General features: G+C 61.2%; 27 protein-coding genes. 16 read left to right on the top strand and 11 right to left on the bottom strand.

Annotation, left to right across the window (positions count from 1 at the left end):
* Window positions 1-378: 378 nt before the first annotated feature.
* On the bottom strand, window positions 379-705 hold the full coding sequence (locus LOY67_RS00270) for a DOPA 4,5-dioxygenase family protein (RefSeq protein ID WP_265065424.1): 327 nt from the start codon (window positions 703-705) through the stop codon (window positions 379-381).
* A gap of 72 nt (window positions 706-777) precedes the next feature.
* Between LOY67_RS00270 and LOY67_RS00275 the strand changes: the two genes are divergently transcribed.
* Window positions 778-1437: an NAD(P)-dependent oxidoreductase gene (locus LOY67_RS00275; RefSeq protein ID WP_265065425.1), complete on the top strand. Its 660-nt coding sequence runs from the start codon at window positions 778-780 to the stop codon at window positions 1435-1437.
* 169 nt (window positions 1438-1606) lie between these two features.
* Here the strand turns inward: LOY67_RS00275 and LOY67_RS00280 are convergent, their stop codons facing one another.
* Window positions 1607-2557: a choline sulfate utilization transcriptional regulator gene (locus LOY67_RS00280; RefSeq protein WP_265065426.1), complete on the bottom strand. Its 951-nt coding sequence runs from the start codon at window positions 2555-2557 to the stop codon at window positions 1607-1609.
* A 114-nt stretch (window positions 2558-2671) separates the two neighbouring features.
* Here LOY67_RS00280 and betC point away from each other — a divergent pair, with 114 nt between their 5' ends.
* The 3 genes from betC to LOY67_RS00295 all read left to right on the top strand — a co-directional run bounded on the left by betC (window position 2672) and on the right by LOY67_RS00295 (window position 6934).
* Window positions 2672-4186, top strand: a complete 1515-nt coding sequence (betC, locus tag LOY67_RS00285) for a choline-sulfatase (protein ID WP_265065427.1) — start codon at window positions 2672-2674, stop codon at window positions 4184-4186.
* Window positions 4187-4205: 19 nt separating this feature from the next.
* Window positions 4206-5126, top strand: coding sequence for a choline ABC transporter substrate-binding protein (choX, locus tag LOY67_RS00290; RefSeq protein ID WP_265065428.1), 921 nt, complete (start codon window positions 4206-4208; stop codon window positions 5124-5126).
* A 239-nt stretch (window positions 5127-5365) separates the two neighbouring features.
* Window positions 5366-6934 (top strand): SulP family inorganic anion transporter, encoded by a 1569-nt coding sequence (locus tag LOY67_RS00295; RefSeq protein WP_265065429.1) that lies wholly within the window; start codon window positions 5366-5368, stop codon window positions 6932-6934.
* Between the two features lie 132 nt (window positions 6935-7066).
* Here the strand turns inward: LOY67_RS00295 and aroE are convergent, their stop codons facing one another.
* Window positions 7067-7888, bottom strand: coding sequence for a shikimate dehydrogenase (gene aroE / locus LOY67_RS00300; protein WP_265067846.1), 822 nt, complete (start codon window positions 7886-7888; stop codon window positions 7067-7069).
* Window positions 7889-7909: 21 nt separating this feature from the next.
* Window positions 7910-8824 (bottom strand): oxygen-dependent coproporphyrinogen oxidase, encoded by a 915-nt coding sequence (gene hemF, locus LOY67_RS00305; RefSeq protein WP_265065430.1) that lies wholly within the window; start codon window positions 8822-8824, stop codon window positions 7910-7912.
* Between the two features lie 165 nt (window positions 8825-8989).
* On the opposite strand from hemF, the gene LOY67_RS00310 reads away from it, so the two are divergent.
* Complete coding sequence (locus LOY67_RS00310) at window positions 8990-9967, top strand: NADPH:quinone reductase (RefSeq protein ID WP_265065431.1); 978 nt, start codon at window positions 8990-8992, stop codon at window positions 9965-9967.
* A gap of 260 nt (window positions 9968-10227) precedes the next feature.
* On the opposite strand, the gene LOY67_RS00315 is transcribed toward LOY67_RS00310, so the two are convergent.
* The 3 genes from LOY67_RS00315 to LOY67_RS00325 all read right to left on the bottom strand — a co-directional run bounded on the left by LOY67_RS00315 (window position 10228) and on the right by LOY67_RS00325 (window position 13054).
* A complete protein-coding gene (locus LOY67_RS00315; protein WP_003196294.1) occupies window positions 10228-10785 on the bottom strand; it encodes an L-threonylcarbamoyladenylate synthase in 558 nt (185 codons plus the stop codon).
* A 61-nt stretch (window positions 10786-10846) separates the two neighbouring features.
* Window positions 10847-11947: a DNA-processing protein DprA gene (gene dprA, locus LOY67_RS00320; RefSeq protein WP_265065432.1), complete on the bottom strand. Its 1101-nt coding sequence runs from the start codon at window positions 11945-11947 to the stop codon at window positions 10847-10849.
* 81 nt (window positions 11948-12028) lie between these two features.
* The gene (locus LOY67_RS00325; RefSeq protein ID WP_265065433.1) at window positions 12029-13054 is read right to left on the bottom strand and encodes a LysM peptidoglycan-binding domain-containing protein; all 1026 of its coding nucleotides are present in this window, start codon (window positions 13052-13054) and stop codon (window positions 12029-12031) included.
* A 155-nt stretch (window positions 13055-13209) separates the two neighbouring features.
* On the opposite strand from LOY67_RS00325, the gene def reads away from it, so the two are divergent.
* The 7 genes from def (at window position 13210) to LOY67_RS00360 (ending at window position 19695) form a co-directional block, all read left to right on the top strand.
* Window positions 13210-13716, top strand: coding sequence for a peptide deformylase (gene def, locus LOY67_RS00330; RefSeq protein WP_144931056.1), 507 nt, complete (start codon window positions 13210-13212; stop codon window positions 13714-13716).
* Between the two features lie 69 nt (window positions 13717-13785).
* Window positions 13786-14745 carry a methionyl-tRNA formyltransferase gene (fmt, locus tag LOY67_RS00335; RefSeq protein ID WP_265065434.1) on the top strand — a complete coding sequence of 320 codons (960 nt, stop codon included), beginning with the start codon at window positions 13786-13788 and terminating at the stop codon, window positions 14743-14745.
* Window positions 14742-16052 carry a 16S rRNA (cytosine(967)-C(5))-methyltransferase RsmB gene (gene rsmB / locus LOY67_RS00340; protein WP_265065435.1) on the top strand — a complete coding sequence of 437 codons (1311 nt, stop codon included), beginning with the start codon at window positions 14742-14744 and terminating at the stop codon, window positions 16050-16052. The genes fmt and rsmB overlap by 4 nt, the downstream gene beginning before the upstream one ends.
* 24 nt (window positions 16053-16076) lie before the next feature.
* Complete coding sequence (trkA, locus tag LOY67_RS00345) at window positions 16077-17450, top strand: Trk system potassium transporter TrkA (RefSeq protein ID WP_265065436.1); 1374 nt, start codon at window positions 16077-16079, stop codon at window positions 17448-17450.
* A 142-nt stretch (window positions 17451-17592) separates the two neighbouring features.
* Window positions 17593-17904 (top strand): tetratricopeptide repeat protein, encoded by a 312-nt coding sequence (locus tag LOY67_RS00350; RefSeq protein ID WP_265065437.1) that lies wholly within the window; start codon window positions 17593-17595, stop codon window positions 17902-17904.
* Window positions 17905-18317: 413 nt separating this feature from the next.
* The gene (locus LOY67_RS00355) at window positions 18318-19433 is read left to right on the top strand and encodes a colicin E3/pyocin S6 family cytotoxin (RefSeq protein ID WP_265065438.1); all 1116 of its coding nucleotides are present in this window, start codon (window positions 18318-18320) and stop codon (window positions 19431-19433) included.
* A gap of 13 nt (window positions 19434-19446) precedes the next feature.
* Window positions 19447-19695 (top strand): pyocin S6 family toxin immunity protein, encoded by a 249-nt coding sequence (locus LOY67_RS00360; protein ID WP_265065439.1) that lies wholly within the window; start codon window positions 19447-19449, stop codon window positions 19693-19695.
* 298 nt (window positions 19696-19993) lie between these two features.
* Here the strand turns inward: LOY67_RS00360 and LOY67_RS00365 are convergent, their stop codons facing one another.
* Window positions 19994-20959, bottom strand: a complete 966-nt coding sequence (locus tag LOY67_RS00365; RefSeq protein ID WP_265065440.1) for an endonuclease/exonuclease/phosphatase family protein — start codon at window positions 20957-20959, stop codon at window positions 19994-19996.
* Between the two features lie 272 nt (window positions 20960-21231).
* On the opposite strand from LOY67_RS00365, the gene LOY67_RS00370 reads away from it, so the two are divergent.
* A complete protein-coding gene (locus tag LOY67_RS00370) occupies window positions 21232-21711 on the top strand; it encodes a hypothetical protein (protein WP_265065441.1) in 480 nt (159 codons plus the stop codon).
* Window positions 21712-21723: 12 nt separating this feature from the next.
* Complete coding sequence (locus LOY67_RS00375) at window positions 21724-21966, top strand: hypothetical protein (protein ID WP_265065442.1); 243 nt, start codon at window positions 21724-21726, stop codon at window positions 21964-21966.
* 21 nt (window positions 21967-21987) lie between these two features.
* On the opposite strand, the gene LOY67_RS00380 is transcribed toward LOY67_RS00375, so the two are convergent.
* Both LOY67_RS00380 and LOY67_RS00385 read right to left on the bottom strand, forming a co-directional pair.
* Complete coding sequence (locus tag LOY67_RS00380; protein WP_265065443.1) at window positions 21988-22683, bottom strand: DUF1963 domain-containing protein; 696 nt, start codon at window positions 22681-22683, stop codon at window positions 21988-21990.
* Between the two features lie 271 nt (window positions 22684-22954).
* Window positions 22955-23572 (bottom strand): hypothetical protein, encoded by a 618-nt coding sequence (locus LOY67_RS00385; protein ID WP_265065444.1) that lies wholly within the window; start codon window positions 23570-23572, stop codon window positions 22955-22957.
* 126 nt (window positions 23573-23698) lie between these two features.
* Between LOY67_RS00385 and LOY67_RS00390 the strand changes: the two genes are divergently transcribed.
* The gene (locus LOY67_RS00390) at window positions 23699-24313 is read left to right on the top strand and encodes an alpha/beta fold hydrolase (protein WP_265065445.1); all 615 of its coding nucleotides are present in this window, start codon (window positions 23699-23701) and stop codon (window positions 24311-24313) included.
* 26 nt (window positions 24314-24339) lie between these two features.
* Here LOY67_RS00390 and LOY67_RS00395 read toward each other — a convergent pair whose 3' ends face one another.
* Window positions 24340-24750, bottom strand: coding sequence for a winged helix-turn-helix transcriptional regulator (locus LOY67_RS00395; RefSeq protein ID WP_265065446.1), 411 nt, complete (start codon window positions 24748-24750; stop codon window positions 24340-24342).
* Window positions 24751-24836: 86 nt separating this feature from the next.
* Between LOY67_RS00395 and LOY67_RS00400 the strand changes: the two genes are divergently transcribed.
* The gene (locus tag LOY67_RS00400; RefSeq protein ID WP_265067847.1) at window positions 24837-25676 is read left to right on the top strand and encodes an SDR family oxidoreductase; all 840 of its coding nucleotides are present in this window, start codon (window positions 24837-24839) and stop codon (window positions 25674-25676) included.
* Window positions 25677-25792 lie beyond the last annotated feature (116 nt).

The following is a 25792-nucleotide window of genomic DNA, read 5'->3' on the forward strand; positions in this document are numbered from 1 at the left end:
TCCAGGCGTGGCGCGGCGGGGTTAAGGCGAACCGGACGGGTCAGCGCAGAACGCGGGGCACGGGGCGGACGGATGGAGTAGGTGCAGCGGGACGGGTAGCAGCGGACATCAGGATCACCATTGTTGTTGTTAAAAGGGCCATACGGTTCGTGGAAATCCGTTTCTGGCCACCGGTCTCTGCCGGTAGTGAGGCGATCCTAATCCCGCAAGCTTTCAGCCAGCTTTCGCAGGACAACCGGATGTCATGTCACCGATATTCTTATGTGGCGAGGGGATAACCGTGGCGAGGGAGCTTGCTCCCGCTGGGCTGCGAAGCGGCCCCAACAAAAGCGAGGGCCGCTTCGCGCCCCAGCGGGAGCAAGCTCCCTCGCCACGGTGTCAAAACACCGAAAGATCCAACGGCCGCATCGCCCCCATCCAGATCGCATGGTCGGTGTGGTCCGTCAGCTCATCGCCGGTGTTCGGGTGCAGAAAGATCACCAGCCCGTTGCGATAGAGCGCCAGCCACGGCAGCACCACTCCGATGTACTGCGGATCGAACGACAGCTGACAGCTCCAGTCCGGATGGGGGCCGACCGGGCGTTCGTGGACGCGGCCCATTTTCAGCGGGAACAGACGCGACGCTTCCTCACACAAGGCCCGCGCCTGATCGAGGGTGCTGGCGTCGAAGTAAACATGGGCGTGGTAGCCCTTGATCCGTTGCATGGTCACTCCTTGCGAACCCTCGCCGTTTGTCGCAGGTCAGAGGCTTATACGCGGTAAAAAAGGGAAACAGCCATGAAGAACGCCGAAACCCCGGTCATCAAAGTGGTGCTCTATGGTGCCATGAGCAGCCTCGGCAGTGCGTTGATGGCTGAAATGCTGCGGCGCCAGCATGAAGTCATCGCCATTCTCGATGATCTCACGGCCCTGGCGCCGCGTCCGGGCCTGCGGACCAAGACGGGGGATCTCTATGACCCCGAGCGGGTCAAGCAAAGCGTCGCCGGCGCCGATGCGGTGGTCTGTCTGCTGAATGCGCCGGGGCTGCCGATGAACAGCGAACAAGTGGAGCGCACGCTGATTCCGGGGCCGGTGGAACAGGTGTTGGCGGTGGATGCGCTGATCGCCGGCATGCAGGCGGTGAACATTCCCCGAGTGTTTCTGGTGGGGGATTTCGCCGTGCTCGACGAAGAAGAGGGCGAAGACGATTTGCAGCGTCACGCCGCCGAGGAAATCCTCGATGCCCTGCGCAACAGCACACTGCAATGGACCCTCGTCAATTCGCCTTATGCTGCCGCCGGGTTGAGTATCGAGCATTTCACCCAGGTCAGTACCAGCCTGGAACCCGGCATGGCCGAGTCCCTGGAACGGCTCAATCGGGTCGCCGTTGGTATTGCCGATGAGCTGCGCTTGAACCTGCATGTGGGCCAGCATGTCAGCTTCGTAGCCGCTACCTGACGACCGCACAAAACCTGTGGTGAGGATCGCTGTTGTGGCGAGGGGATTTATCCCCGCTGGGGCGCGAAGTGGCCCCAAAAAAGCAGGGCCGCTTCGCGCCCCAGCGGGGATAAATCCCCTCGCCACAGGGTTTTTCTTTGATCATGAAAAGTACCTTCCCCCGCAAATCTCAAACAGCAATGGATGGCAACGGCAACCCAGTGAGCGACTCCCCGCTGTTGGCCTGCTCCTCCATCAGCCAATCCACAAACTGCCTGATCAACGCCCCACGCCGTTTACGCTGGGGCAAGACTACGTAATACCCCAGGCGCGACAGCACCGTCTCGGCAATCGGACGGCACAGCAGGCCCTGGGCCAACAAGTTATCCACAAGGTGGCGCCAGCCAATGGCGACACCCTGGCCGCCAATCGCCGCCTGGATGAGCAAAGTGTAGTTGTCGAAACGCAGTTGCCCTGGCGCCGGCGGCGAGGTGATGCCCAGCTCGCGGAATACACCGTTCCAGTCGAACCAGTGGCTGCTGTTGCCGCCCCGCAGGTGCAACAGCGCAAACTCCGACAAAGCCTGGGCGGACAAGGGCAGGGGCCGTTCCTTGAGCAGCAACGGGCTGCATACCGGAAAGACTTCTTCGCTGAACAGCCAGCGACTTTCACCTTGCTTGAAGCGACCGTCGCCGAACAGCACGGCAACGTCTATATCGGTGCGCAACATGTTGTGGTTGCGCTCGCTGGTCACCAGACTGACATCCACCTGCGGGTTGGCAGCGTGAAAACGATGCAGGCGCGGCATCAGCCAATAGGCGGCGAAGGCAAAATCGGTGGCGACCTGCAACACCTCATGTTGATGTTGAGCGGTGATCGCGCTCAATCCTGCGTCGATGTTCTGCAAACCGGCCTGAACCTGTTCGAATAGAATCGTCCCGGCCTCGGTCAGTTCGATGCCCCGGTAAATGCGATCGAACAACCGCGTGCCGAGCTGCTCCTCCAGGCGTTTGATCTGCTGGCTGATGGCCGGTTGCGTAGTGCCCAGCTCAATCGCCGCCGCCGTAAAGCTGCGTTGCCGGGCCGCTGCTTCAAAGGCCCGGAACAGATCCAGGGACAGGTCACCCAAGGCTTCAAACATAAGTTGTGCTTATCCTAGTCATTATCCTGCATGGGCTTTACCCCAATAAGTTGGGGGGACATGCTCAATCGCAGCAATTTCGCATAACCGTTCACTATGGAATGCCGCGATTACATGAAGCGCAAGAACATTCTTTTCATCATGGCCGATCAGATGGCCGCGCCAATGTTGCCGATCTACGGTCCTTCGCCGATCAAGCTGCCGAATCTGTCGCGCCTGGCCGCCCAAGGCGTGGTGTTCGACGCCGCTTATTGCAACAGCCCGCTGTGCGCACCGTCGCGCTTTACCCTGGTGAGCGGCCAGTTGCCCAGCAAGATCGGCGCCTACGACAACGCGGCGGATTTCCCCGCCGACGTCCCGACGTATGCCCATTACCTGCGTCGCCTCGGCTACCGCACGGCGCTGTCCGGCAAGATGCACTTCTGCGGGCCAGACCAGTTGCACGGCTACGAAGAACGCCTGACCAGTGACATCTACCCGGCCGACTACGGCTGGGCCGTGAACTGGGATGAGCCGGATGTGCGGCCGAGCTGGTACCACAACATGTCTTCGGTGTTGCAGGCCGGCCCCTGCGTGCGCACCAACCAGTTGGATTTCGATGAAGAAGTGGTGTTCAAGGCGCAGCAGTACCTGTTCGACCACATCCGCGAGGACGGCGACCAGCCGTTCTGCCTGACCGTGTCGATGACTCACCCACACGACCCGTACACGATTCCCAAGGCATTCTGGGATTTGTATGACGACAACGACATCCCATTGCCGCAGACCCCAGCGCAAACCGAGCTCGACCCGCACTCCCAACGACTGCTGAAAGTGTATGACCTGTGGGACAAGCCGCTGCCTGTGGATAAAATCCGCGATGCGCGCCGTGCCTATTTCGGCGCGTGCAGCTACATCGACAGCAACGTTGGCAAGCTGCTGCAGACCCTTGAGGACACCGGTTTGATCGACGACACGATTATCGTGTTCTCCGGCGATCATGGAGACATGCTCGGCGAAAAAGGCCTCTGGTACAAAATGCACTGGTTCGAGATGTCCGCTCGGGTGCCGCTGTTGGTCAGCGCCCCGGGTCAGTTCGCCAGCGGCCGGGTCAGCGCGGCGGTGTCCACCGCCGACTTGTTGCCCACCCTGGTGGAACTGGCCGGCGGCACGCTGGAGCCTGGCTTGCCGCTGGACGGCCGCTCGCTGGTGCCGCATCTGCAAGGGCAGGGCGGGCACGACGAGGTCTTTGGTGAATACATGGCCGAGGGCACCATCAGCCCATTGATGATGATCCGTCGCGGTCAGTGGAAGTTCATCTATAGCGAAGACGATCCGTGCCTGTTGTTCGATGTCCGTAACGACCCCAAGGAACAAGAAGATCTCAGCCGTTCAGCGGAACATCAGACCCTGTTCGCCGGGTTTCTCGCCGAAGCCAGGGCCAAGTGGGACATTCCGACCATTCATCGACAGGTGCTCGCCAGCCAGCGGCGCCGTCGTTTCGTCGCCCAGGCGCTGACCCTGGGCAAACTCAAGAGCTGGGATCACCAGCCGCTGGTGGATGCCAGTCAGCAATACATGCGCAATCACATCGACCTCGACGATCTGGAGCGCAAGGCCCGTTATCCACAACCCTGCCAAAACCAATAACGAACGTAAGGGGAAGCACATGCAAAAGTTATCCACAGTACTGGCCGCTGGGCTGTTGGCGTTGAGCAGTGCTTCGGCGTGGGCCGAGCAAAGCTGCGAGACGGTAAAAATGGCTGACCCGGGTTGGAGCGACATCGCGGCGACCAATGCCATTACCGGTTTTCTGTTGGAAGGCATGGGCTACAAGCCCAAGGTCGATACCCTGGCGGTGCCGATTACCTTTGGCGGTCTCAAGGATGGTCAGGTCGATGTGTTCCTGGGCAACTGGATGCCGGCGCAGCAGGGCTTCTATGACAAGTTCGTGGCGAATGGGGACGTCACGCAGTTGGCCAAGAACCTGGACGGCACCGAGTTCACCCTGGCGGTCCCGGACTACGTCTGGGACGCCGGTGTGCATAACTTCGCTGACCTGAACAAATTCGCCGACAAGTTCGAGAAGAAAATCTACGGCATCGGTTCCGGCGCCCCGGCGAACCTCTCCCTGAAAGAAATCATCAAGACCAACGACTTCGGCATGGGCGATTGGAAACTGGTGGAGTCCAGCGAGCAGGCGATGCTGGCGGAAGTGTCCCGGGCCGTGAAAAAACAGAAGTTCGTGACCTTCCTCGGCTGGACGCCGCACCCGATGAACGTGCAGCTGAAGATGCATTACCTCAAGGGCGGCGAGAAGTACTTCGGCGATACCGGCAGCGTTTACACCCTGACCCGCAAGGGTTATGCACAGGCCTGCCCGAACGTCGGCAAGCTGCTGACCAACCTGAGTTTCACCCAGGACATGGAGAACAGCATCATGGCCGACGTGGTGAACAAGAAGGTCAGCAACGCCGAGGCGGCCAAGGCCTGGATCAAGGCCAACCCGGCGGTGTTGGACAAATGGCTGGATGGCGTGAAGACCGCGGATGGGCAGGAGGCGTTGGCGGTGGTGAAGGCCAAGCTCTGATGACCCGCGTGCTCCGGATACACCCTCAGAAGGTGATCCGGAGCACTTTGTGGCGAGGGGATTTATCCCCGCTGGGTTGCGAAGCGGCCCCAAAACAGCTGAACGCAAATGATCTGACACACCGAGTCGACACATTAGGGCCGCTCCGCGACCCAGCGGGGATAAATCCCCTCGCCACAGGGGATCGGTGGGCATCTTGTCCTGATACCCTGACCGCAAAAATCTCATATTGAGGCCCCATGGCAATCCCCACCCGCCATTCACTGTTCCCCTTCCTGAGCTGGCTGCCCCGGCAGACCCGTGCCAGTGTCGGCCGTGACCTGATCGTCGGCCTGAGTGGCGCGATTCTCGCGCTGCCACAGTCCATTGCCTACGCCCTGATTGCCGGTCTGCCACCCGAGTACGGCTTGTACGCGGCGATTGTGCCGGTGCTGATCGCCTGCCTGTGGGGTTCGTCGTGGCATTTGATCTGTGGTCCTACGGCGGCGATCTCCATTGTCCTGTACGCCAGCGTCAGTCCCCTGGCCGTGCCCGCGACCCAGGACTACATCACCTTGATCCTGCTGTTGACGGTATTGGCGGGCATTTTCCAGTGGTTGTTGGGCCTGTTGCGTTTCGGTGCGCTGGTGAATTTCGTCTCGCACTCGGTGGTGCTCGGTTTCACCCTGGGCGCGGCGGTGGTGATTGCACTGGGGCAGTTGCCGAACCTGATGGGTCTCGATCTGCCGAACGAGGCCACGGCCTTGAAGGGCGCGATGATGTTGCTCAGTCACCTCGGGGCTGTGGATAAGCCTTCGTTGCTGTTGGGCTTGGGGACGCTGATCCTAGGCGTGATACTCAAGCGGCTGCTGCCGCGCTGGCCGAGCCTGTTGATAACCCTGGTCATCAGCAGCCTGGTGGTCTGGTTATGGCCGGCGATGTTCGGGCATGTGGCGCTGGTCAGTGCCTTTGCCGGGCGCCTGCCGCCGTTCACTGCGCTGCCGCTGGACCTGGACCTGATACTGCGCCTGCTCCCCGGTGCCGTCGCGGTGGGCATGCTCGGGCTGGTCACCAGCCTGTCCATTGCCCGCTCGTTGTCGGTGCGCTCCGGGCAATTGCTCGACGCGAACCAGGAGGTCCGGGCGCAGGGGCTTTCCAACATCGTGGGCGGATTTTTCTCCGGCTCCTTGTCAGCCGGTTCCTTTACCCGTTCCGGCCTCAGCTACGACGCGGGAGCCTGTTCGCCCCTGGCCGGGGTGTTCTCCGCCTTGTGGGTGGCCTTGTTTGCGGTCGCCGGGGCGAAACTGATCTCGCACATCCCGATTCCGGCGATGGCCGGCAGCATCCTGTTGATCGCCTGGGGGCTGGTGGATCATCGCGGCATCCGCGCGCTGTACCGCGTGAGCCGCGCCGAGTTCGTGGTGATGAGCCTGACCTGTCTGGCCACGTTGCTGCTGGAGCTGCAAACCGCCATTTATGCCGGCGTGCTGGCGTCGCTGTTTTTCTACCTCAAGCGCACGTCACAGCCAAGGGTGCAGCATTCCCACGAAGGCGAGGCCGATGTGCTGCGGGTCGGTGGTTCGATTTTCTTCGGGGCCAGTCATTATCTGCAGGTGCGCCTGCAACGGCTGCAAGGGCAACGGGTGGTGATCGATGCCCAGCAGATCAATTTCATCGACTATTCCGGGGTGGAAATGCTGCATCAGGAGGCCCGGCGCCTGGGTGCGCAAGGGCGCAGCCTCACGTTGCGCAGGGCCCGGCCCCATGTGGTGGATGAGTTGAAGAAGCTTGAAGGGGCGCAGAGGTGCCCGATTCACTTTGAGGATTGAAGAGCAGCACAGAGCTCCTCTGTGGCGAGGGGATTTAGCGAAACGTCGCACCGCCCCGCTGGGCTGCGCAGCGGCCCCTCTTTTTGGGACTGCTTCGCAGTCCAGCGGGGATAAATCCCCTCGCCACAAAAGCTACAACGCCAGCTGACGACGCAACTCGGCCAGCACTGGCGCGGTGTCCGGGCGCACGCCGCGCCACAGGTAGAACGCTTCGCCTGCCTGTTCGGCCAGCATGCCCAAGCCATCCATCGCCACCGCGGCGCCCTGTTCGCTGGCCCAACGGCAGAACGAAGTAGGCTCCTTGCCATACATCATGTCGTAGCACACAGTCTTGCCGGGCTCGATCAGGCTTCCGGCAATCGGCGGTACATCCCCTGACAGGCTCGCGGACGTGGCGTTGATGATCAGGTCTACCGGCTCGCGCAGCCAATCGAAACCACTGGCCGAGACCGGGCCCAGGTCTGCGAACAGCTCGGCCAGCAATTCGGCTTTTTCCACCGTGCGATTGGCGATGATCACCGAGGCCGGTGCCTCGGCCAGCAACGGCTCCAGGGCGCCGCGCACCGCACCTCCGGCCCCCAGCACCAGGATGCGTTTGCCCTTGAGGCTGAAGCCGGCATTGACGGTCAGGTCCCGCACCAGCCCGGCGCCGTCGGTGTTATCACCCAACAGGCTGCCGTCGTCCAGTTTGCTCAAGGTATTGACCGCCCCGGCCCGCTGCGCCCGTTCGGTCAGGCGGTTGGCCAGGCGGAAGGCGTCTTCCTTAAACGGCACGGTGACATTCGCCCCACGTCCCTCGCGGAAAAATGCCTGCGCACAACCGGCGAAATCATCCAGGGGCGCCAGAAGGGTGCTGTAGTCCAGTGTTTGCCCGGTCTGTTCGGCAAACAGGCGATGGATCAACGGCGACTTGCTGTGGCCAATGGGGTTACCCATCACAACGTAGCGGTCCATGGTCATCGGGTCAGTCTCCGTTCAGGCCGTTGCCAGCCAATCGCGATCCTGCAGGAAGTACTCGGTCAAGCGCGCTTCTTCGCTGCCCGGTTCGGCTTTCCAGTCGTAGCCCCAGCGGACCTGTGGCGGCAAGGACATCAGGATCGACTCGGTGCGTCCGCCCGATTGCAGCCCGAACAGGGTGCCGCGGTCATAGACCAGGTTGAATTCCACGTAGCGGCCACGACGGAACTCCTGGAACTCCCGTTGCTTGGCGGTGAACGCCTCGTCTTTACGCCGGCGCAGGATGGGCAGGTAGGCCTCGATATAAGCATCACCGATGGCGCGGATGAAGGCGAAGCAGGTGTCGAAACCCCACTCGTTCAGGTCATCGAAAAACAGGCCGCCGATACCCCGGGGTTCGTTTCGATGCTTGAGGTGGAAGTAGCTGTCGCACCAGGCCTTGTAGCGCGGATACACCTCCGGGCCGAACGGCGCGCAGGCCTGTTCGGCCACGCGGTGCCAATGCACGCAGTCTTCCGCGACGCCGTAGTATGGCGTCAGGTCGAAGCCACCGCCGAACCACCAGACCGGCTCTTCGCCTTCTTTTTCGGCGATGAAAAAGCGCACGTTGGCGTGGGAGGTCGGAACGTGGGGGTTGTGCGGGTGGATGACCAGCGACACGCCCAGAGCTTCGAAGCCACGCCCGGCCAGTTCCGGCCGATGGGCGCTGGCCGACGGTGGGAGACCGCTGCCGAAGACGTGGGAAAAGTTGACGCCGCCCTTTTCAATGACCGTACCGTTTTCCAGCACCCGGGTGCGACCGCCACCGCCGGCCGGCCGGGTCCAGGCGTCTTCGACGAAGCGAGTGCCGCCGTCTTCGGCTTCCAGTGCAGCGCAGATGCGGTCTTGCAGGTCGAGCAGATAGGCTTTCACGGCCTCGGTACGAGTGGTCATGACATCCCCTTGATCAGGACTGGGCTACACGGCGTACAGCAGGCCGGTGGCAAATGGGCGCACAGGATACCACCGCACTTGCCCACGCCACAGTTGACGAAGCTCAAGCTTAGGAGTCCGATGGCAGGCTTGGTAAGAAAGTCCTGCGACAAGGAGAGAGTGAAGATGGCCAAACGTATCCAGTTCAGTTCCCACGGCGGCCCCGAAGTGCTTGAGTACGTGGACTATCAACCTGCCGAACCGGGCCCGCAGCAGGTGCGCGTGAGCAACCGGGCCATCGGCCTGAATTTCATCGACACCTATTACCGCAGCGGCCTTTATCCACCGCCGGCCCTGCCTTCGGGCCTGGGCGCCGAAGGGGCAGGCGTGGTCGAGGCGGTCGGCTCGGGCGTTACCCGGTTCAAGGTGGGCGACCGGGTGGCCTATGGCAGCGGTCCGCTCGGGGCCTACAGCGATGTGCATGTGTTGCCCGAGGCCAATCTGGTGCACCTGCCGGAATCCATCAGCTTCGAACAGGCGGCCGGCGTCATGCTCAAGGGCCTGACGGTGCAGTATCTGTTGCGCCAGACCTATGAGCTCAAGGGCGGCGAAACCGTGCTGTTCCATGCCGCCGCCGGTGGCGTGGGCTCCCTGGCGTGCCAATGGGCCAAGGCCCTGGGCGTGAAGCTGATCGGTACCGTGAGCTCTGCGGAGAAAGCTGCCGTCGCCAAAGCCCATGGCGCTTGGGAAACCATCGATTACAGCAAGGAAAACGTCGTACAGCGGGTGCTGGAATTGACTGACGGCAAGAAAGTACCGGTGGTGTACGACGGGGTCGGCAAGGACACCTGGCTGACCTCGCTCGATTGCGTCGCGCCCCGTGGCCTGCTGGTGAGCTTCGGCAATGCCTCGGGTGCGGTGGACGGCGTGAACCTGGGGATCTTGTCGGCCAAAGGCTCGTTGTACGTAACCCGCCCAACCCTGGCGACTTACGCCAACAACGCCGAAAACCTGCAACGCATGGCCGACGAACTGTTCGGGATGATCAGCAGCGGCAAGCTCACGGTGGATATCAACCAGCGTTACTCGCTGGCGGAAGCGGCCAAGGCCCAGGCCGAATTGTCGGCACGGCGCACGACGGGGTCGACCGTCCTGCTGCCTTGAGCCTGAGCTCCCACAGGGTAATGCTGTTCACTTAAGACTTGCCCGGTTCATTGTGGCGAGGGGATTTATCCCCGCTGGGCTGCACAGCAGCCCCAACACAGGCGACTCAATTCGCCTGATGCACCGAATGGCATGGCTTTGGGGCTGCTTCGCGGCCCAGCGGGGATAAATCCCCTCGCCACAGGTTCATCTACTTTCTTAAATGAACAGCATTAGCTCCCACAGGGGGATCTGTGTTGAGTCCAGGGGGGTAACCCGGCTCAGTCCGGCCGGACGACTTTGCCGGTGGCCAGGTCGCGAATCACGCTGGGGTTCTTGCGCCCGCCCAGGTTGCCGCCGAGCACCAGGTCGATCTGTCCGCGGAAGTACTGCTCGACGCGAATCCGCGTACGTGCTGCCGGGCGGCCCTGGGGGTTGGCCGAGGTGGACACCAGCGGCCCGACCAGCGAACACAGGTCCCGCACGGTGGGATGATCGCTGACCCGCAGCGCCACCGTGTCGTGCACCCCGGTGATCCATTCCGGCAGCAGGTTCTGGTGCGGCACCAGCCAGGTGTTGGGCCCCGGCCAGGTGCTGGCCATGCGGTCCATCCAGGTGTCGGGGAAGTCTTCGAACAGGAAGTCGAACTGGTGAATGTTATCCGCCACCAGGATCAGCCCCTTGTCGGGCAACCGTGATTTTATCGCCAGCAGACGCTCCACCGCCTCCTCGTTCCACGGATCGCACCCCAGGCCCCAGACCGCTTCGGTTGGGTAGGCAATCACCGCCCCGGCGCGAATTTCTCGCGCGGCTTGTTGCACACGCCAACTGTTGACCATGAAAGATTCTCCGCAACACAAGATAAGGCTGTGCGCAGTTTACCGATCTTCCCCATAAAACCTAGCGCGTGCGCGCAAACCAGCGGCCGTTGTCGCTGGTGGCGCTTCCCTCCATTTCCAGTTCGGTCAGCGCCGCCAGCACTTTGGGCAACCCCCAGCCACTGGCCTCGGCCAAGGCTTCACTGGTCAGCGGTGCGGCATGCAGCAGGCGCAGCAGCGGGTGTGTCACTGGCACAGGCTCATCCGTCAACGATAACCGTTGCCAACCGCGCAATGCTTCGAGGATGTGCTCCACGGTTTCCACCAGCGCCGCCCCGTCGCGGATCAACTGATGACAACCTCGGGCGCCGGGGTGATGGATCGACCCCGGAATGGCGTACACCTCGCGACCTTGTTCCGCCGCCAGCCGTGCCGTGATCAGCGAACCGCTGGCGACACTGGCTTCGACCACCAGCACGCCCAGGGACAAGCCACTGATGATCCGGTTGCGGCGCGGAAAGTTGCTGGCGTGGGGCGGCGCGTCCAACGGAAACTCCGAGAGCACCGCGCTGCCTTGGGCAATCATCGCGTCCGCCAACCGACGATTGCGCTGTGGATAAAAATTTTCCAGGCCGGTGCCCAACACCCCGACAGTCTGCCCGCCGACGTCCAGTGCCGCCTGATGGGCCGCCGCATCGATGCCCAGGGCCAGGCCGCTGGTGATGACAAAACCGGCGCTGGCCAGGCTGCGGGAAAACGCCGCGGCCGTGTCCATTCCCGGACGCGAGGCCCGGCGACTGCCCACCATCGCCAACTGCGGTTTTTCCAGGATAGTGGGATCGCCAGCGGCGAATAATAGCGGTGGCGCATCGCTGATCTGCGCCAATAGCGCCGGGTAGTCAGGCTGGTCCCACATCAGCAAATGCTGGCCCGAACCCTCCAACCAGGCCAATGCATGGGCGGCGCCGTCGCGCACATCCGGGTTGCGCCGGGCCTCGACACTCGCCGCCGGCAACCCCAGCGCCCGCCACGCACTGGCCGGCGCGCTGATGGCTTTGGAGGCCGAGCCGAAGGCTTCCATCAGGGTCATGAAACGTTTGGGTCCCAGCTCCGGCAAGCGGTGCAGGCGCAGGCGGGCCTCCAGTTCCGCAGGGGAAACTGCAGGGCATTCAGGCAATGACATGTGATCAATCCTTGATCGTGATAAGCCCCGTTCAAACGGGAACAAGCTGTGGATAACTCTGTTGGTAACTTGTGAGACCCGTTATGGATTGCGCACCTTGTCGAGCACCGCCAGCGAGCGCGAGGCGTACAGCACCAGGCCATAGCTGAGCTTGTCGTAGGTACGGAACACCATCAGCAGGCCGGCTCGTTCGTCGGGGATCTTCACCGGTTCGCCGGTAATGCGGTCGCGCACGGTTTCCCCGGTCTTCATCACCGCCAGCACGTTGCCTTCGGCCAGCCCGTCGCGCCGACCTTTGTTCAGGGTGACCACATCCAGCGCGCCGATCTGGGTCACGCCCCGTGGCACGTCGAGGATCAGCCCGTCGATCTCCGTTTTCGGCGCGCTGGGCATGAAGGTCGAATTGATCGAGCGTTCCTCGCCGCTGAACAGCCGGTCGCCGAGGCGCACTTCCTGGGTGGTGCGTTGCAGGGTGAGGGTAGTGACGTCGCCTTCGGCGGCCACGACCTCAGCACTGCCGATGTCGTCGGCGTTGATGCCCAGCAGTTCCTTGGTCTGCGGGTCGGTGTAGACCTTGCCCTGGCGGAAGATGCCGTAGGCCGACTGACTTGTGTCGAATGCCCCGCGGGCGAAGATCTGGTCCCCGGCGCCGCTGAGCACCCGTTCGGCGTTACCGGCGACGACGTAGGGCGCTTTGTTGAAGTCCGTGGCTGTGTCGACGATGCGATTGCTCAGCAGGAAGCTGTTGATGGCTTGCAACGGGATGCTCGGGATGGCATCGGCCACCGGCGAGCTGCGGATGCGCGGCGACAGTTTGATGGTGCCCCGGGAGGCGCCGCGATTGAGGGTCAGCCGTGGCTGGCCGTTGACGTAGACCAGTGACAGGGTATCGCCGGGATAGATCAGGTTGGGGTTTTCGATCTGCGGGTTGGCCTGCCAGAGTTCGGGCCATTTCCATGGCTCGCGCAGGTATTTGCCGGAGATGTCCCACAGTGTGTCGCCAGTGACCACGGTGTATTGCTGCGGGAAACCTTCCCGAAGCTGCACTTGCCCTTGCGCGATACCGGCCGAGGCCAGGAGCAGCAGGGCGAGTAGTGATTTCCTCATGCGGTGAATCCCTTTATCATGTGCGTTCGCGTAAAACGCCAGAGCCCCCGTGGCTCGCTCCGTATCAAGAGCGACGTTTTACAACGGTAGCCTGCATCCCAAGACACGCCAGGCCAGCCACCCGACTTTACCTCACACGTGCATTGATCAAGCTTATGGCCATTTTGAACATTCTCGAATTTCCGGACCCGCGCCTGCGCACGATCGCCAAACCGGTGGCCGTAGTGGACGACGAAGTGCGTCAGTTGGTCGATGACATGTTTGAAACAATGTATGAAGCGCCAGGCATCGGCCTCGCCGCGACCCAGGTCAACGTGCACAAACGTATTGTCGTGATGGACCTCTCCGAAGACCGCAGCGAGCCGCGGGTGTTCATCAACCCCGAGTTCGAAACCCTGACCGACGAGATGGAGCAATACCAGGAAGGCTGCCTCTCGGTGCCGGGTTTCTACGAAAACGTCGACCGCCCGCAAAAGGTCAAGATCAAGGCTTTGGACCGTGACGGCCAGCCTTACGAACTGATCGCCGAAGGGTTGCTGGCGGTGTGCATCCAGCACGAATGCGACCACCTCAACGGCAAGCTGTTCGTGGATTACCTGTCGACCCTCAAGCGTGACCGGATCAAGAAGAAACTGGAAAAGATCCATCGCCAGAACGCTTGATGCCCCCTTCAAAGGCTTGCCGCGGCAAGCCTTTTTTCTTTATGCGACTGTTGTTGATTGAGAGCTTCCATGACTGAGCCACTGCGCATCGTCTTTGCCGGCACTCCCGAGTTTGCCGCCGAACACCTCAAGGCCCTGCTGGCCAGCCCCCATGAAATCATCGCGGTCTACACCCAGCCGGACCGGCCGGCGGGCCGTGGGCAAAAACTGATGCCCAGCCCGGTCAAGCAACTGGCTTTGGAAAACGGTTTGCCGGTGTTGCAACCACCGACCTTGCGTGACCCGCAAGCCCAGGCCGAACTGGCCGCGCTGAAGCCGGACCTGATGGTGGTGGTCGCCTATGGCCTGATCCTGCCCCAAGTGGTGCTGGACATCCCGCGCCTGGGTTGCATCAACAGTCACGCCTCGTTGCTGCCGCGCTGGCGCGGTGCGGCGCCGATCCAGCGTGCCGTGGAAGCCGGCGATGCCGAGAGCGGCGTGACCGTGATGCGCATGGAGGCCGGCCTGGACACCGGGCCGATGCTGCTCAAGGTCAGCACCCCCATCAGCGCCGAAGACACCGGCGGCAGCCTGCACGATCGCCTCGCGCTGATCGGCCCGCCAGCGGTGGTCCAGGCCATTGCCGGCTTGGCCGCCGGCACGTTGGCAGGCGAAGTGCAGGATGACAGCCTCGCCACCTACGCCCACAAATTGAACAAGGACGAGGCCCGCATCGACTGGAGCCGGCCGGCGGTCGAACTGGAACGACTGGTGCGCGCCTTCAACCCGTGGCCGATCTGCCACAGCACCTTGAGCGGTGAAGCGGTGAAAGTGTTGGCCGCGAGCGGTGCCGAAGGGAAGGGCGCGCCAGGGCAGATCCTCAGTGCCAGCAAGGACGGCCTCGTCGTCGCCTGCGGTGAACAGGCGCTGTGCCTGACCCGTCTGCAATTGCCCGGCGGCAAGGCGCTGAACTTCAGTGATTTGTTCAACAGCCGTCGTGAGAAATTTGCCGTCGGCAGCGTCCTCGGCCAAGCGGTGGACGCCTCATGAACCCGCGTCTGGCCGCCGCCAAGGCGCTTGCCGCCGTGCTCAGCGGCAAAGCGTCGCTCAACAGTTCCCTGCCGACCCAGTTGGACAAGGTTGAAGACCGTGATCGCGGTTTCACCCAGGACCTGGCGTTCGGCACCGCTCGCTGGCAGCCACGGCTGTCGGCCCTGGCGGCCAAGCTGTTGCAGAAACCGTTCAAAGCCGCCGACGCCGACGTCGAAGCGCTGCTGTTGGTGGGGCTTTACCAGTTGCTCTACACCCGCGTGCCCGCCCATGCCGCCATCGGCGAAACCGTGGGCTGCGCCGACAAGCTGAAGAAGCCCTGGGCCAAGGCCCTGCTCAATGCCGTGTTGCGCCGCGCCCAACGGGAAAGCGAACCCCTGCTGGCCGAGCTGGAGCACGACCCGGTGGTGCGCACCGCTCACCCGCGCTGGTTGCAGAAATCCCTCAAGGCTTTTTGGCCCGAGCAATGGGAAGCCATCTGCGCGGCCAACAACGCCCACCCGCCGATGATCCTGCGGGTCAACCGCCGTCACCATTCCCGCGATGCCTACCTGGCGTTGCTGGGCGAGGCCGGCATCCCGGCCCAGCCGTGTGTGTACAGCCGCGACGGTATCCTGCTGGAAACCCCGAGCGATGTGCGCACCCTGCCGGGCTTCGCCGAGGGCTGGATCAGCGTCCAGGACGAAGCCGCCCAACTGGCCGCCGACCTGCTGGAACTGGCATCCGGCCAACGGGTGCTGGACGCCTGCTGCGCACCGGGGGGCAAGACCTGCCACATCCTCGAGGCCGAGCCGAAGCTGGCCGGCGTGGTGGCGGTGGACCTGGAAGCCAAGCGCCTGGTGCGGGTGAAGGAAAACCTCGAGCGCCTGGGCCTGGACGCCGAGCTGATCGCCGCCGACGGTCGCGACACGGCCACCTGGTGGGACGGCCAGCCGTTCCAGCGCATCCTGCTGGACGCGCCGTGCTCGGCCACCGGCGTGATCCGTCGTCACCCGGACATCAAGCTCACCCGCCAACCGGACGACATTGCTGCATTGGCGCTGCTGCAGGGCGAACTGCTCGACGCCCTGTGGCAGACCCTCGACGTCGGCGGCATCCTGCTCTACGCCACCTGCTCGACCTTGCCAACCGAGAACACCGAAGTGATCGAAGCCTTCCTCGCCCGCACCCCTGGCGCCCGGGAACTGGATATCGCCACCCAGGCCGGCCTGAAGCAGCCCCATGGCCGCCAGTTGCTGGCCCAGGAGGGCGGTCACGACGGGTTCTACTACGCCAAGCTGATCAAGATCGCCGCCGCACGCGGTTAAGACCGATTCGAAAGGAGTGAATGGATGAAAATCATCATCCTCGGCGCAGGGCAGGTCGGCGGTTCGCTGGCGGAACATCTGGCCAGCGAGGCCAACGACATCACCGTGGTCGACACCGACGGCGAACGCCTGCGCGACCTCGGTGACCGTCTCGACATCCGCACCGTGCAAGGGCGGGGTTCCCTGCCGACGGTGCTGCGCCAGGCCGGCGCCGACGATGCCGACATGCTGGTGGCCGTCACCAACAGCGACGAAACCAACATGGTCGCCTGCCAGGTGGCCCACACCCTGTTCCACACCCCCACCAAGATCGCCCGGGTGCGGGAAGCGGCCTACCTGACCCGCGCCGACCTGTTCGACAACGAAGCGATCCCGGTGGATGTATTGATCAGCCCCGAGCAGGTGGTGACCAACTACATCAAGCGCCTGATCGAGCATCCGGGCGCCTTGCAGGTAATCGACTTTGCCGAGAGCAAGGCGCAACTGGTGGCGATCAAGGCCTACTACGGCGGGCCGTTGGTGGGGCAGCAACTGCGTCAGCTACGCGAGCACATGCCGAATGTGGAAATGCGCGTCGCGGCCATCTTCCGCCGCGACCGGCCGATCCTGCCCCAGGGCGATACGGTGATCGAAGCGGACGACGAGGTGTTTTTCATCGCCGCCAAGGCGAATATTCGTGCGGTGATGAGCGAAATGCGCCGTCTCGACGAAAACTACAAACGCATCGTCATCGCCGGCGGTGGGCAGATCGGCGAGCGCCTGGCCGAAGCCATCGAAAGCCGCTACCAGGTGAAGATCATCGAGATGAACCCGGCCCGCTGCCGCTACCTCTCGGACACCCTCGACAGCACCGTGGTGCTGCAGGGCAGCGCCTCGGATCGCGACCTGCTGCTGGAAGAAAACATCGCCGACGCCGACATCTTCCTGGCCCTGACCAACGACGACGAAGCCAACATCATGTCCTCGCTGCTGGCAAAGCGCCTGGGGGCGAGGAAAGTGATGACCATCATCAACAACCCGGCCTACGTCGACCTGATCCAGGGCGGCGACATCGACATCGCCATCAGCCCGCAACTGGCAACCATCGGCACCTTGCTCGCCCACGTGCGCCGCGGCGACATCGTCAGCGTGCACTCCCTGCGCCGCGGCGCGGCCGAAGCCATCGAAGCCATCGCCCACGGCGACGCCAAGTCCAGCAAAGTGATCGGCAAAGCCATCCGCGACATCGGCCTGCCGCCCGGCACCACCATCGGCGCCATCATCCGCGACGAAGAAGTGCTGATCGCCCACGATGACACCGTGATCCAGACGGGCGACCATGTGATCCTGTTCCTGGTGGACAAGAAGCACATTCGCGATGTCGAGAAGCTGTTCCATGTGGGGTTGAGCTTCTTCTGAGTGCCGATCGTTCCCACGCTCCGCGTGGGAATGCCTCTACGGACGCTCCGCGTTCGGCTCTTGAGGGGACGCAGAGCGTCCTTGGCTGCATTCCCACGCAGAGCGTGGGAACGATCCTGACCCGACCAACAAGGAAACCCCCATGCTCGACTCCCTGGAAAAAATGCTCGCCAAGGGCGTGGATAACTCCCTCCTGCGCTTCGGCCTCGGCAAAGGCTACCTCGACCTCGCCGATTTCCCCCGCGCCGCCGAACACCTCCAACGCTGCATCGAACTCGACCCCAAGTACTCAGCCGCCTGGAAACTGCTAGGCAAGGCCCACCAAGGCCAAGGCGACCTACCCGCCGCCCGCCATGCCTGGGAACAAGGCCTGGAAGCCGCCCGTGCCCACGGCGACAAGCAGGCCGAAAAAGAAATGGCCGTGTTCCTCAAGAAACTCGACCGTCATCCCTGAACACCCACACACCCGTGGCGAGGGAGCTTGCTCCCGCTTGAGTGCGAAGCACTCATAAAAAAGCCAGCCATCCCCGAATGCCAGCCAGTGAAAGGAATAAGAACTGCACACAACTCTTGTGGCGAGGGGATTCAGCGAAACGTCGCACCGCCCCGCTGGGCTGCGCAGCAGCCCAAACAGCCAACACAAGACAAGCTGAAAGGAAAAAGTCTGTCCTTTTCGCTGGCCTACACAGTCTGAGGAAACGCCCCGACCATTCCAGGATTCCTCCTACAGCCCCACCCTCTACCCCTGAGTTAGCGTCCGTCCTGCATTGACTGGACGAGACTTGCCCCTCCGTGACACCCCCAAACGATATCCCCAAGGTACGAAACCCACCCGGCGGCGACGGACATTACGTCACCTATCGAGACATGACGCCCAGCGAACTGGCTGAGCGTGAAGCCGGACAATTGAAATATGAAGCCATGCTCGCCCGGCAGGCCGCTTACGAAAAGGAACGCTGGACCCCGATCGATAAAACGCCACGCTCCGTCACCGGGAGTGTGTTTGCCAAGTGCTGCAAGCTACCCGACGGCGTAGTGGATTACAGCAACCCCAACGGCTACGTACCGGCTGATCAGGTCAAGCAGTACGGCGACCTGGTTTGGCTCGGCGGCAGGAAAGCCGACGGATCGGGGACTGTTTCTCTCAAGCAGATGGGTGCCGGCACGATCACCGCGTCATTGGGCAGACTTGCCCTCGGTGGTACCGCGCTTGGAACGACCGGAGCAGTGGCCGGCAGCACCGTCGTCGCCGGTCTGTTAACCGGCATCGTCGCCTTGCTCTGGCCTTCCAGCCTGGGTGATAGCGCCCTGTATTCCGAAGACCAGCTACGCAACCTGAACCAAGCCCGCAGCCGCATGCGCTTGCATGTAGAGCAGCAGGCCGACGGCAGCCTCAAGGGGTATGGCTTCTATACCGGCCAGAACCGCGATTGGGAAATGGTCGATGTCGTTCACTTCACACCTCGCGCCGAGCGGTTTGTCGCTGACCTGGGCGAGGGTATCGAGCTGATCTGGACCCCGGCTATCGATCCGTCCGACGCCTTGGGTATTCCCGCCCTGGAAGCGGCACCGCAGGCACCTTCCATCTGGATCTATCCGCCGACGCCCATGGCCGACAGCATCATCGTCGATCCGATCTATCCGCCGGAGTACAAGGATTTCATTCTGGTGTTTCCGGCGGATTCGGGGGTTCGGCCGGTTTATGTTGTGGTGAGTTTGCCTGGAGATCATCAGTATCACGATGCGCCCGAACTACTGCCCGCATTCCCAGACGCTATCAGTGTGAAATCTAAGTCATCGGTCCAAGGAGGAGGAAAACGCAGGGCTCGTTGGATGGATAAAAAAGGGCGAATTTACGAGTGGGACTCGAAAAGCGCCGCGGTAGAAAAGTATGACAAGCTAGGTAATCATCTTGGTGAGTTCGACCATATAACAGGCAAACAAACCAAGCCTGCTAAATCCGGCAGAAAAACACCCAGATAATCAGGAACGAATAATGCGCTACCTATCAATAACAGGGTTCTACCCTGATGAAAAAAAAGATGACTCATTACAGTTTCAAAGAACAATTAAAGATGAGTACTCAATGCAGGCGCTTGCTCAATTGACGGAAGCAAAGACTTTAGAGGAGATCGAACCTGGCGAACTCGAGCTGACGGAGAACCAAATAAAGGAAATATCGAAGCTCTTGGAAGTCGAATTTCCCGAGGGGTTGGAGTATTTCATCGGAACCAGGGCGGGCTAATCTCGCTGATACGAAGCTCGGCCATTCCAAAGCGAAAGATAGAGCCATGATTTTTAAATTTGCGCATTTGATAAGTCCACAAGGACGTTAAGTTTCTTATCGCCATCTACGACTATCAAAGCGCCTTCGATTATCGCGATAGCTGGTAGCCCACTGATCGTTCCCACGCTCCGCGTGGGAATGCAGCCAGGGACGCTCTGCGTCCCCTCAAGAGCCGAATGCAGAACGTGCGTAGAGGTCATTCCCACGCAGGGCGTGGGAACGATCTGTATAGGATATCCGACGGGTCACCGGCTATTTAAAATTTCATCTTGAAAGCAACCGGACAATGGTCGGAGCCTTTCATGGGTACAGGAATTTCTAATAGCGAACCTGCGACATAGTGTTTTCTCAGTTCATTGCTCATCAACGCATGATCAATCAACCATTTAGAGCCTCCGCCCCGGCATTCGGGTAGCGCCTCAAAACCCTTGGTTGGGCGAAACAACCTGGCAGCAGCCGGCTCGCCATCTGAAAGCTCCGCATACAGACTCACTTCAGGGGCTGTTTCGTGTTCAACCGCAACGTCAAATCGACGATTGAAATCGCCAATAATCATTGCGGAAGCGCCAGACTGGATTGCGTTATCGAGCCAGCTCTCCAGGGCAGGTGCTTGCTTTCTAAGCACGTCGCACGTGATGACCCCGTTGGCTTTATCGCGCTCGGTCGCATACCCGCTGTTCAACGCACGGTCAAAACATCCGCTTTTGAGATGTACCGATAGAAGCTTCAGGGTCATGCCCTTGATCGTCACGGGTAATTCCGCGCCATGGCGAGCATGACTCTTGAAGGCGTCTCCAAGTGGACGAATATCGCCGAGCATCCCGACCTCCAGCCCACTGGACCTGCGGACAACAAACCCCGTGCGCTGTATCCAGGGGCTCTGCATGTTCACGTAGAAATCGTACTGATCCTTCGGCCAGATCTGCTGAAGCGCCTCAGGACTCTCGGCCTCCTGCACAGCAATCACGTCAGCATTCAGCTTTGCCGCCACGGCCTTCATATCCGCTATCTGCGCAGGCGATTTGCATTCCCATCGGTAGGGGTGTGTTTCTTCAAGTCGCTCGCGATCAGCGACCTTGATTTTGCTGCACTCATCGAACTGACGCTGGCTGAGCGGTGCCGACCGCTGCCATTCCAGGTTCCATGTTGCGAAGGTGAGGGTTTCAGCCAGAGCTGGGTGGGAGAGACAGCAAAGCGATAAGGCTAAATACAGTGGTTTCATGGGGGAGAGTTCCGAGCACGGCGGCAGTGGGAGTCCAGGAGACGGCACTGCTTTTAGCCGCTCTCTGAGCGTAGCAGCCACATTCCGGCGGAGCAGAGTGTTGACTGCTTGGCTGAAGGGCATTCATCGTCGGCTTCAGTCAGATCATCGATCAATCTCCAACGCACAAGACCTGCCACTGGCACATTCGTGTTCCCAACAAGGTGAAATGATTTGAATCCAATACGCTCGTTGTAGAGAATCGCCACCTTTAGCTCGAAAGGATACGAGCGATGAAGTTCGAAGGGACTTTCCAATACATGGGCAATCACGGGATCGTCTTCAACGTCCCGCAGATCACCCTCACCGACAGCGAACGCGGACGCCTGCGCGAGCTGCATTTTGGCGAGGCGAAAAGCGCCCACTATGAGGTCAACAGCAAGGTCGTCGAGGTGTACGACAAGATGCAGGCCAAGAGCCTGCCGTGCGTGATGATGATCGGCATCTCCAAGCCGCTGACCCAGCAACAGGGCGATGCCCTCAATGCCCAACGCACCACGATCGCCAACCTTGCCACCACTGCCTTCGCTGCCGCCGCCAAGGCTGTGGCCCCATCCTCCGTGGCGGCAACTGTAGGGGCCGGTGTGCGCAGGTATGTCAATGAAGTCCTACCCACCTACCATGCGGGCGATGTACTGGTCAGCATCGAGGCACAGGTCAACGGCGGTATCGGCCCGCAACGCACCCTCTCGACGTTAATCATCAAGACCTGACTGGAGACGTACATGTCCGACATTACTCAATTGGTCATTGCCTTGGTGGTGTCCTTTCTGCTCGATCGGTTTCTCAAGCCGTATCTGCTGCGCAAGTGGCTGGGGGTGGCGTTGGTGGCGGCGGGTGCGGTTGGCTGCGTTGTGGCAGGTCAGAGTCGCTTGTTAGGGTTTGATCTAGGGTTGTTGGCGGCTTTTGCCGTGGCGATTGGGATGGGATTGTTCATGAGGCGGCGGCGGTTTGAAGAGGATTGCTGAAGGAAAGAAGATGGCAAAACATCAGTAAAAATCATAGTAAAGCGCCCACTCCCCAGTTTCGTTGTGCTTCCAGAACATCAGGCTCCCACTGTCGACCACGTTCAGATTGATCTTCGCGTCCGATGAGATCTGGAACACAAACTCGAAGCCTTCACCCGGATCGACACCCGACTGACAGAAAGAGGGATAGCCGCCGAACTTGTGTTCGTAGGTGTGGGTGACCAGGTCGTAATAGCTCTGTATCTCGCCCGCGCGTTCCAGCGTGAGGATTGCTTGCTCAAGGTCCTCCGGGACACCACCGCCATCCCATAGTGGAAAGTCCTCCGGCACCGCTTGCGCTGTCAGTGGGAAGGGTTTGAGGAATGCACCTGCCACCGGCAGAGACTTACGCACCAACACATCATCCGGCCCATATTCACGGATGATCCAATTATTCCCCATCGGCTCCAAGTGCTCGGGAAACGGGTTTGAAATGAACACCGTCAGCACACGAACCCCCGCCAGTAACGGGCTGTTGATGGGCAGGGCGGGCAGGTAAAACTGCGCATAGGGGAGCAACGGTTGCCCCGCCTGATTGGTGGGTACACCTTCATCAGGCCGGAATAGGAAGACCTTGCCCAGCCAGCTTTCTTCATCGGTGCCGGCAGGACGAAAGCCGCCGGCAACCAACTTCACGGCGGGGCGGGCCAGGCGTTGCTTGATTTCGTGGATGTCCATGGCGATGTAAACCTCCTTTTACGACAGGTATAAAGGCCGCAGGTTGGCAGTGTGCTTCCTGAAGGCCTACCTGTGTCTGAGTGTCACCGATACTGGCTCGGCCAGTGATGAGGAGACGATAGAGCCCTAGGGCAAGGCAGCCAAGCCGACGGATTCGGGTTTAGTTGTAGGCCAAGGCGCAGGGATGCGTAGCTTGTAGGAGCCAGGCCCGTCAGCATCAGCGCTACCGCGAGCTCTAAAGATAATTATCTTCTGGTGCGATGCTTCGTGTTCAGCCCTTAAAAAGTACATCGCACCGGGCACACCACCTTTCAGCTGCGCTCCGGTTCATTGGGAAACGGAAGGGAGGATGACTTGTATCGGCAACCGTCAAAACCAGTGCGAACCCTATGAAATTACGCCGAATCTCGTCGGCGGGAAGGCTCTTGCCTGCCCCATCGACTATTCGAAGAACCCCGCCCGACACCCTGCTATCAACCCGTCGCCACTCAAAGTGCCAGCCGGTGACCCACGTGAAGTCTTGAATTTGATAATCGCCGGTGGCGCTTTGGCATTGAGCGAGTTTCTGGTTGGAGAGGTCAAAGACAAAAAATAGGGGGCGTGGATAGCCGAGCAGCTGAGTATCGTCCAGGCTCAGACCTTCTTTCAGGTTGATGGAGGCTACGAGTGCCTTTGCTCGTCTCTTGCGCCGTATCAAGTGCCATAGGGAGAGGCAAAGAATAGAAACAGAAGTCAGGAAGAGCTGGCGTGCTTCGGCGGTAAGCTTTTCGGGCCAATACGCAATCACGCCCCACACGAGTGCTATCGTGGTAAGGCCAGATAACCAGGCGGCGGGGATCACTATCCTGTTGGCGAGGCTAGTTCCGAGCGTCCTCAAACCGCTTTCCATACCTGTATCCAGTGTCATTTATAGAAGAACTCGCAGGTTATCACCGCGGACTGGTCCCTCTCTACCAACGGACCTTCTGCGAAGGGATCACCGACTCATTCAATCCCACCTTCATGGACCGAACCTGTGACCCCGCCCCCCGCCAAACTCCTCTTCCTTCCCGGCGCCTCAGGCAACACCCAGTTCTGGCACCCGGTTGCCGAGCGCCTGGCCAACCCGGCGCAGAAGCTCCATATCGGCTGGCCCGGCTTCGGAGACACACCGCCCGTGCCTGGCATAACCGGCATGGAGAATCTGGCGGCTCGCGTGCTGGCCGAGATCGACCGGCCCACTGCACTGGTGGCCCAATCCATGGGCGGTATCGTCGCGGTGCTTGCTGCGCTTGAACGCCCTGAGCTGATCACGCACCTGGTGCTGACTGTCACCTCTGGCGGGGTGGATATGTCTGATCTGGACGCACAGGACTGGCGCCCGGACTTTGCTGCCGCCAACCCGACGCTGCCGAGATGGTTTCTCGACGATCGCACTGATCTCACGTTGCGGTTGGCTGAGTTGCGTATGCCGGTGTTGCTCCTCTGGGGTGATGCGGATCTGATCAGCCCTGTTCGCGTCGGCCAGCGTCTTGCTCAGCTGTTACCCCAAGCGGAGCTGCATGTTTTTCCTGGCGCTGATCACAGTCTGGGTTCTACGCATGCAGATGAGGTGGCGAGGTTGATCGACAGGCATCTGGCCTACAGGTAAGCGGAGTGCCCGCCGAGCACGCCCAATCACTCTTCCGCCTCACCCTCCAACCGACTCTCCCGCCACGACACAATTTCCGGAATCTTCTCCTCAATCCAATTGACCATAACCTCAAGGTGCTCGGCCGCCTCACGACCCAAAGGCGTCAGGCTGTACTCCACATGCGGCGGCACCACGGGTAACGATTTGCGGTTGATCAACCCGTCCGATTCAAGCCCCTGCAACGTCTGCGACAGCATCTTCTCACTGACCCCGCCAATCTTGCGGCGCAGCTCGCTGAAGCGGTGCATGCCGCCCAGCAGCATGACCAGCACCAGCACGCCCCAGCGGCTGGTCATGTGCTTGAGGACTTCACGAGAAGGGCAGTCGGCGCTCAGTACATCGCCGCGTCGAACAGCGGCGGTAAACGGTTCGGAATTTCCGGTGGGTGTGTCCACGATACTTACCTTTATGTACGTACTTACAAAAAGTTACCTTGGTCTCTAGGATGACTTTTCGTCCTTTCCCCATCAAGGTATTTGTCATGATCGCCATCACCGGAGCCTCCGGCCAACTGGGCCGTCTCGTTATCCAGTCCCTGCTTGAAGGCGTGCCAGCCGAGCAAGTCATCGCCCTGGTCAGAGACCCCGGCAAAGTCCAGGACCTGGCCGCACGGGGCGTGGTGGTACGCACCGCCGACTACAACCAACCGGCCACACTGGCTGCCGCGCTCCAAGGCGTCGATAAACTGCTGTTGATCTCCTCCAACGAACTGGGCAACCGGGCTGCTCAACACCGCGCCGTGATCGATGCCGCCAAGGCCGCTGGTGTCACGCTCCTGGCCTACACCAGCGTCCTGCACGCCGATACCTCCACCTTGGGCTTGGCCGCCGAACATCGCGATACCGAAGAGGCCTTGAAGGCGTCGGGTATGCCGCACGTATTGCTGCGCAATGGCTGGTACAGCGAGAACTACCTGGCGAACGTACCGAGTGCTGTGGAACACGGCGTCCTGCTCGGCAGCGCCGGCGAGGGGCGAATTAGCTCTGCGCCCCGTGCCGACTACGCGCAAGCCGCGGCGGTGGTGCTGACCACTGAGGGGCAGGCGGGCAAGGTCTATGAACTGGCGGGGGATAGCAGTTACACGTTGACCGAACTGGCTTCGTTGATCAGCGAGAAAACCGGTAAGCCGGTGGTTTATCAGAACCTGCCGCAGGCTGAGTTTGAGGCGGTGTTGATCAGTGTCGGGTTGCCAGCGGGGTTGGCGGCGTTGTTGGCAGATTCTGATGCGGCGGCGGCGAAAGGGGCGCTGTTTGATGAGAGTGGAGTGCTGGGGCGGTTGATTGGGCGGGGGACTACGCCGGTTGCGGAGTCTTTGAGTTAATCAATCGATTAGAAGGGAGAATAGTGGGGTCACGGGCCGGTTGAGATCGACCGGTCCACAGCGCTGGTGGATGATGGGCCTGATGCCGCTACGTCAGAGAGAAAGTGAATTTGTCC

This window comes from Pseudomonas sp. B21-056 (assembly GCF_026016325.1).
Taxonomy (GTDB): domain Bacteria; phylum Pseudomonadota; class Gammaproteobacteria; order Pseudomonadales; family Pseudomonadaceae; genus Aquipseudomonas.

Coding starts and splice junctions, on each gene's coding strand:
- LOY67_RS00270 (WP_265065424.1), bottom strand. CDS start 705: ATGCAACGGATCAAGGGCTACCACGCCCATGTTTACTTCGACGCCAGC.
- LOY67_RS00275 (WP_265065425.1), top strand. CDS start 778: ATGAAGAACGCCGAAACCCCGGTCATCAAAGTGGTGCTCTATGGTGCC.
- LOY67_RS00280 (WP_265065426.1), bottom strand. CDS start 2,557: ATGTTTGAAGCCTTGGGTGACCTGTCCCTGGATCTGTTCCGGGCCTTT.
- betC (WP_265065427.1), top strand. CDS start 2,672: ATGAAGCGCAAGAACATTCTTTTCATCATGGCCGATCAGATGGCCGCG.
- choX (WP_265065428.1), top strand. CDS start 4,206: ATGCAAAAGTTATCCACAGTACTGGCCGCTGGGCTGTTGGCGTTGAGC.
- LOY67_RS00295 (WP_265065429.1), top strand. CDS start 5,366: ATGGCAATCCCCACCCGCCATTCACTGTTCCCCTTCCTGAGCTGGCTG.
- aroE (WP_265067846.1), bottom strand. CDS start 7,888: ATGGACCGCTACGTTGTGATGGGTAACCCCATTGGCCACAGCAAGTCG.
- hemF (WP_265065430.1), bottom strand. CDS start 8,824: ATGACCACTCGTACCGAGGCCGTGAAAGCCTATCTGCTCGACCTGCAA.
- LOY67_RS00310 (WP_265065431.1), top strand. CDS start 8,990: ATGGCCAAACGTATCCAGTTCAGTTCCCACGGCGGCCCCGAAGTGCTT.
- LOY67_RS00315 (WP_003196294.1), bottom strand. CDS start 10,785: ATGGTCAACAGTTGGCGTGTGCAACAAGCCGCGCGAGAAATTCGCGCC.
- dprA (WP_265065432.1), bottom strand. CDS start 11,947: ATGTCATTGCCTGAATGCCCTGCAGTTTCCCCTGCGGAACTGGAGGCC.
- LOY67_RS00325 (WP_265065433.1), bottom strand. CDS start 13,054: ATGAGGAAATCACTACTCGCCCTGCTGCTCCTGGCCTCGGCCGGTATC.
- def (WP_144931056.1), top strand. CDS start 13,210: ATGGCCATTTTGAACATTCTCGAATTTCCGGACCCGCGCCTGCGCACG.
- fmt (WP_265065434.1), top strand. CDS start 13,786: ATGACTGAGCCACTGCGCATCGTCTTTGCCGGCACTCCCGAGTTTGCC.
- rsmB (WP_265065435.1), top strand. CDS start 14,742: ATGAACCCGCGTCTGGCCGCCGCCAAGGCGCTTGCCGCCGTGCTCAGC.
- trkA (WP_265065436.1), top strand. CDS start 16,077: ATGAAAATCATCATCCTCGGCGCAGGGCAGGTCGGCGGTTCGCTGGCG.
- LOY67_RS00350 (WP_265065437.1), top strand. CDS start 17,593: ATGCTCGACTCCCTGGAAAAAATGCTCGCCAAGGGCGTGGATAACTCC.
- LOY67_RS00355 (WP_265065438.1), top strand. CDS start 18,318: ATGACGCCCAGCGAACTGGCTGAGCGTGAAGCCGGACAATTGAAATAT.
- LOY67_RS00360 (WP_265065439.1), top strand. CDS start 19,447: ATGCGCTACCTATCAATAACAGGGTTCTACCCTGATGAAAAAAAAGAT.
- LOY67_RS00365 (WP_265065440.1), bottom strand. CDS start 20,959: ATGAAACCACTGTATTTAGCCTTATCGCTTTGCTGTCTCTCCCACCCA.
- LOY67_RS00370 (WP_265065441.1), top strand. CDS start 21,232: ATGAAGTTCGAAGGGACTTTCCAATACATGGGCAATCACGGGATCGTC.
- LOY67_RS00375 (WP_265065442.1), top strand. CDS start 21,724: ATGTCCGACATTACTCAATTGGTCATTGCCTTGGTGGTGTCCTTTCTG.
- LOY67_RS00380 (WP_265065443.1), bottom strand. CDS start 22,683: ATGGACATCCACGAAATCAAGCAACGCCTGGCCCGCCCCGCCGTGAAG.
- LOY67_RS00385 (WP_265065444.1), bottom strand. CDS start 23,572: ATGGAAAGCGGTTTGAGGACGCTCGGAACTAGCCTCGCCAACAGGATA.
- LOY67_RS00400 (WP_265067847.1), top strand. CDS start 24,837: ATGATCGCCATCACCGGAGCCTCCGGCCAACTGGGCCGTCTCGTTATC.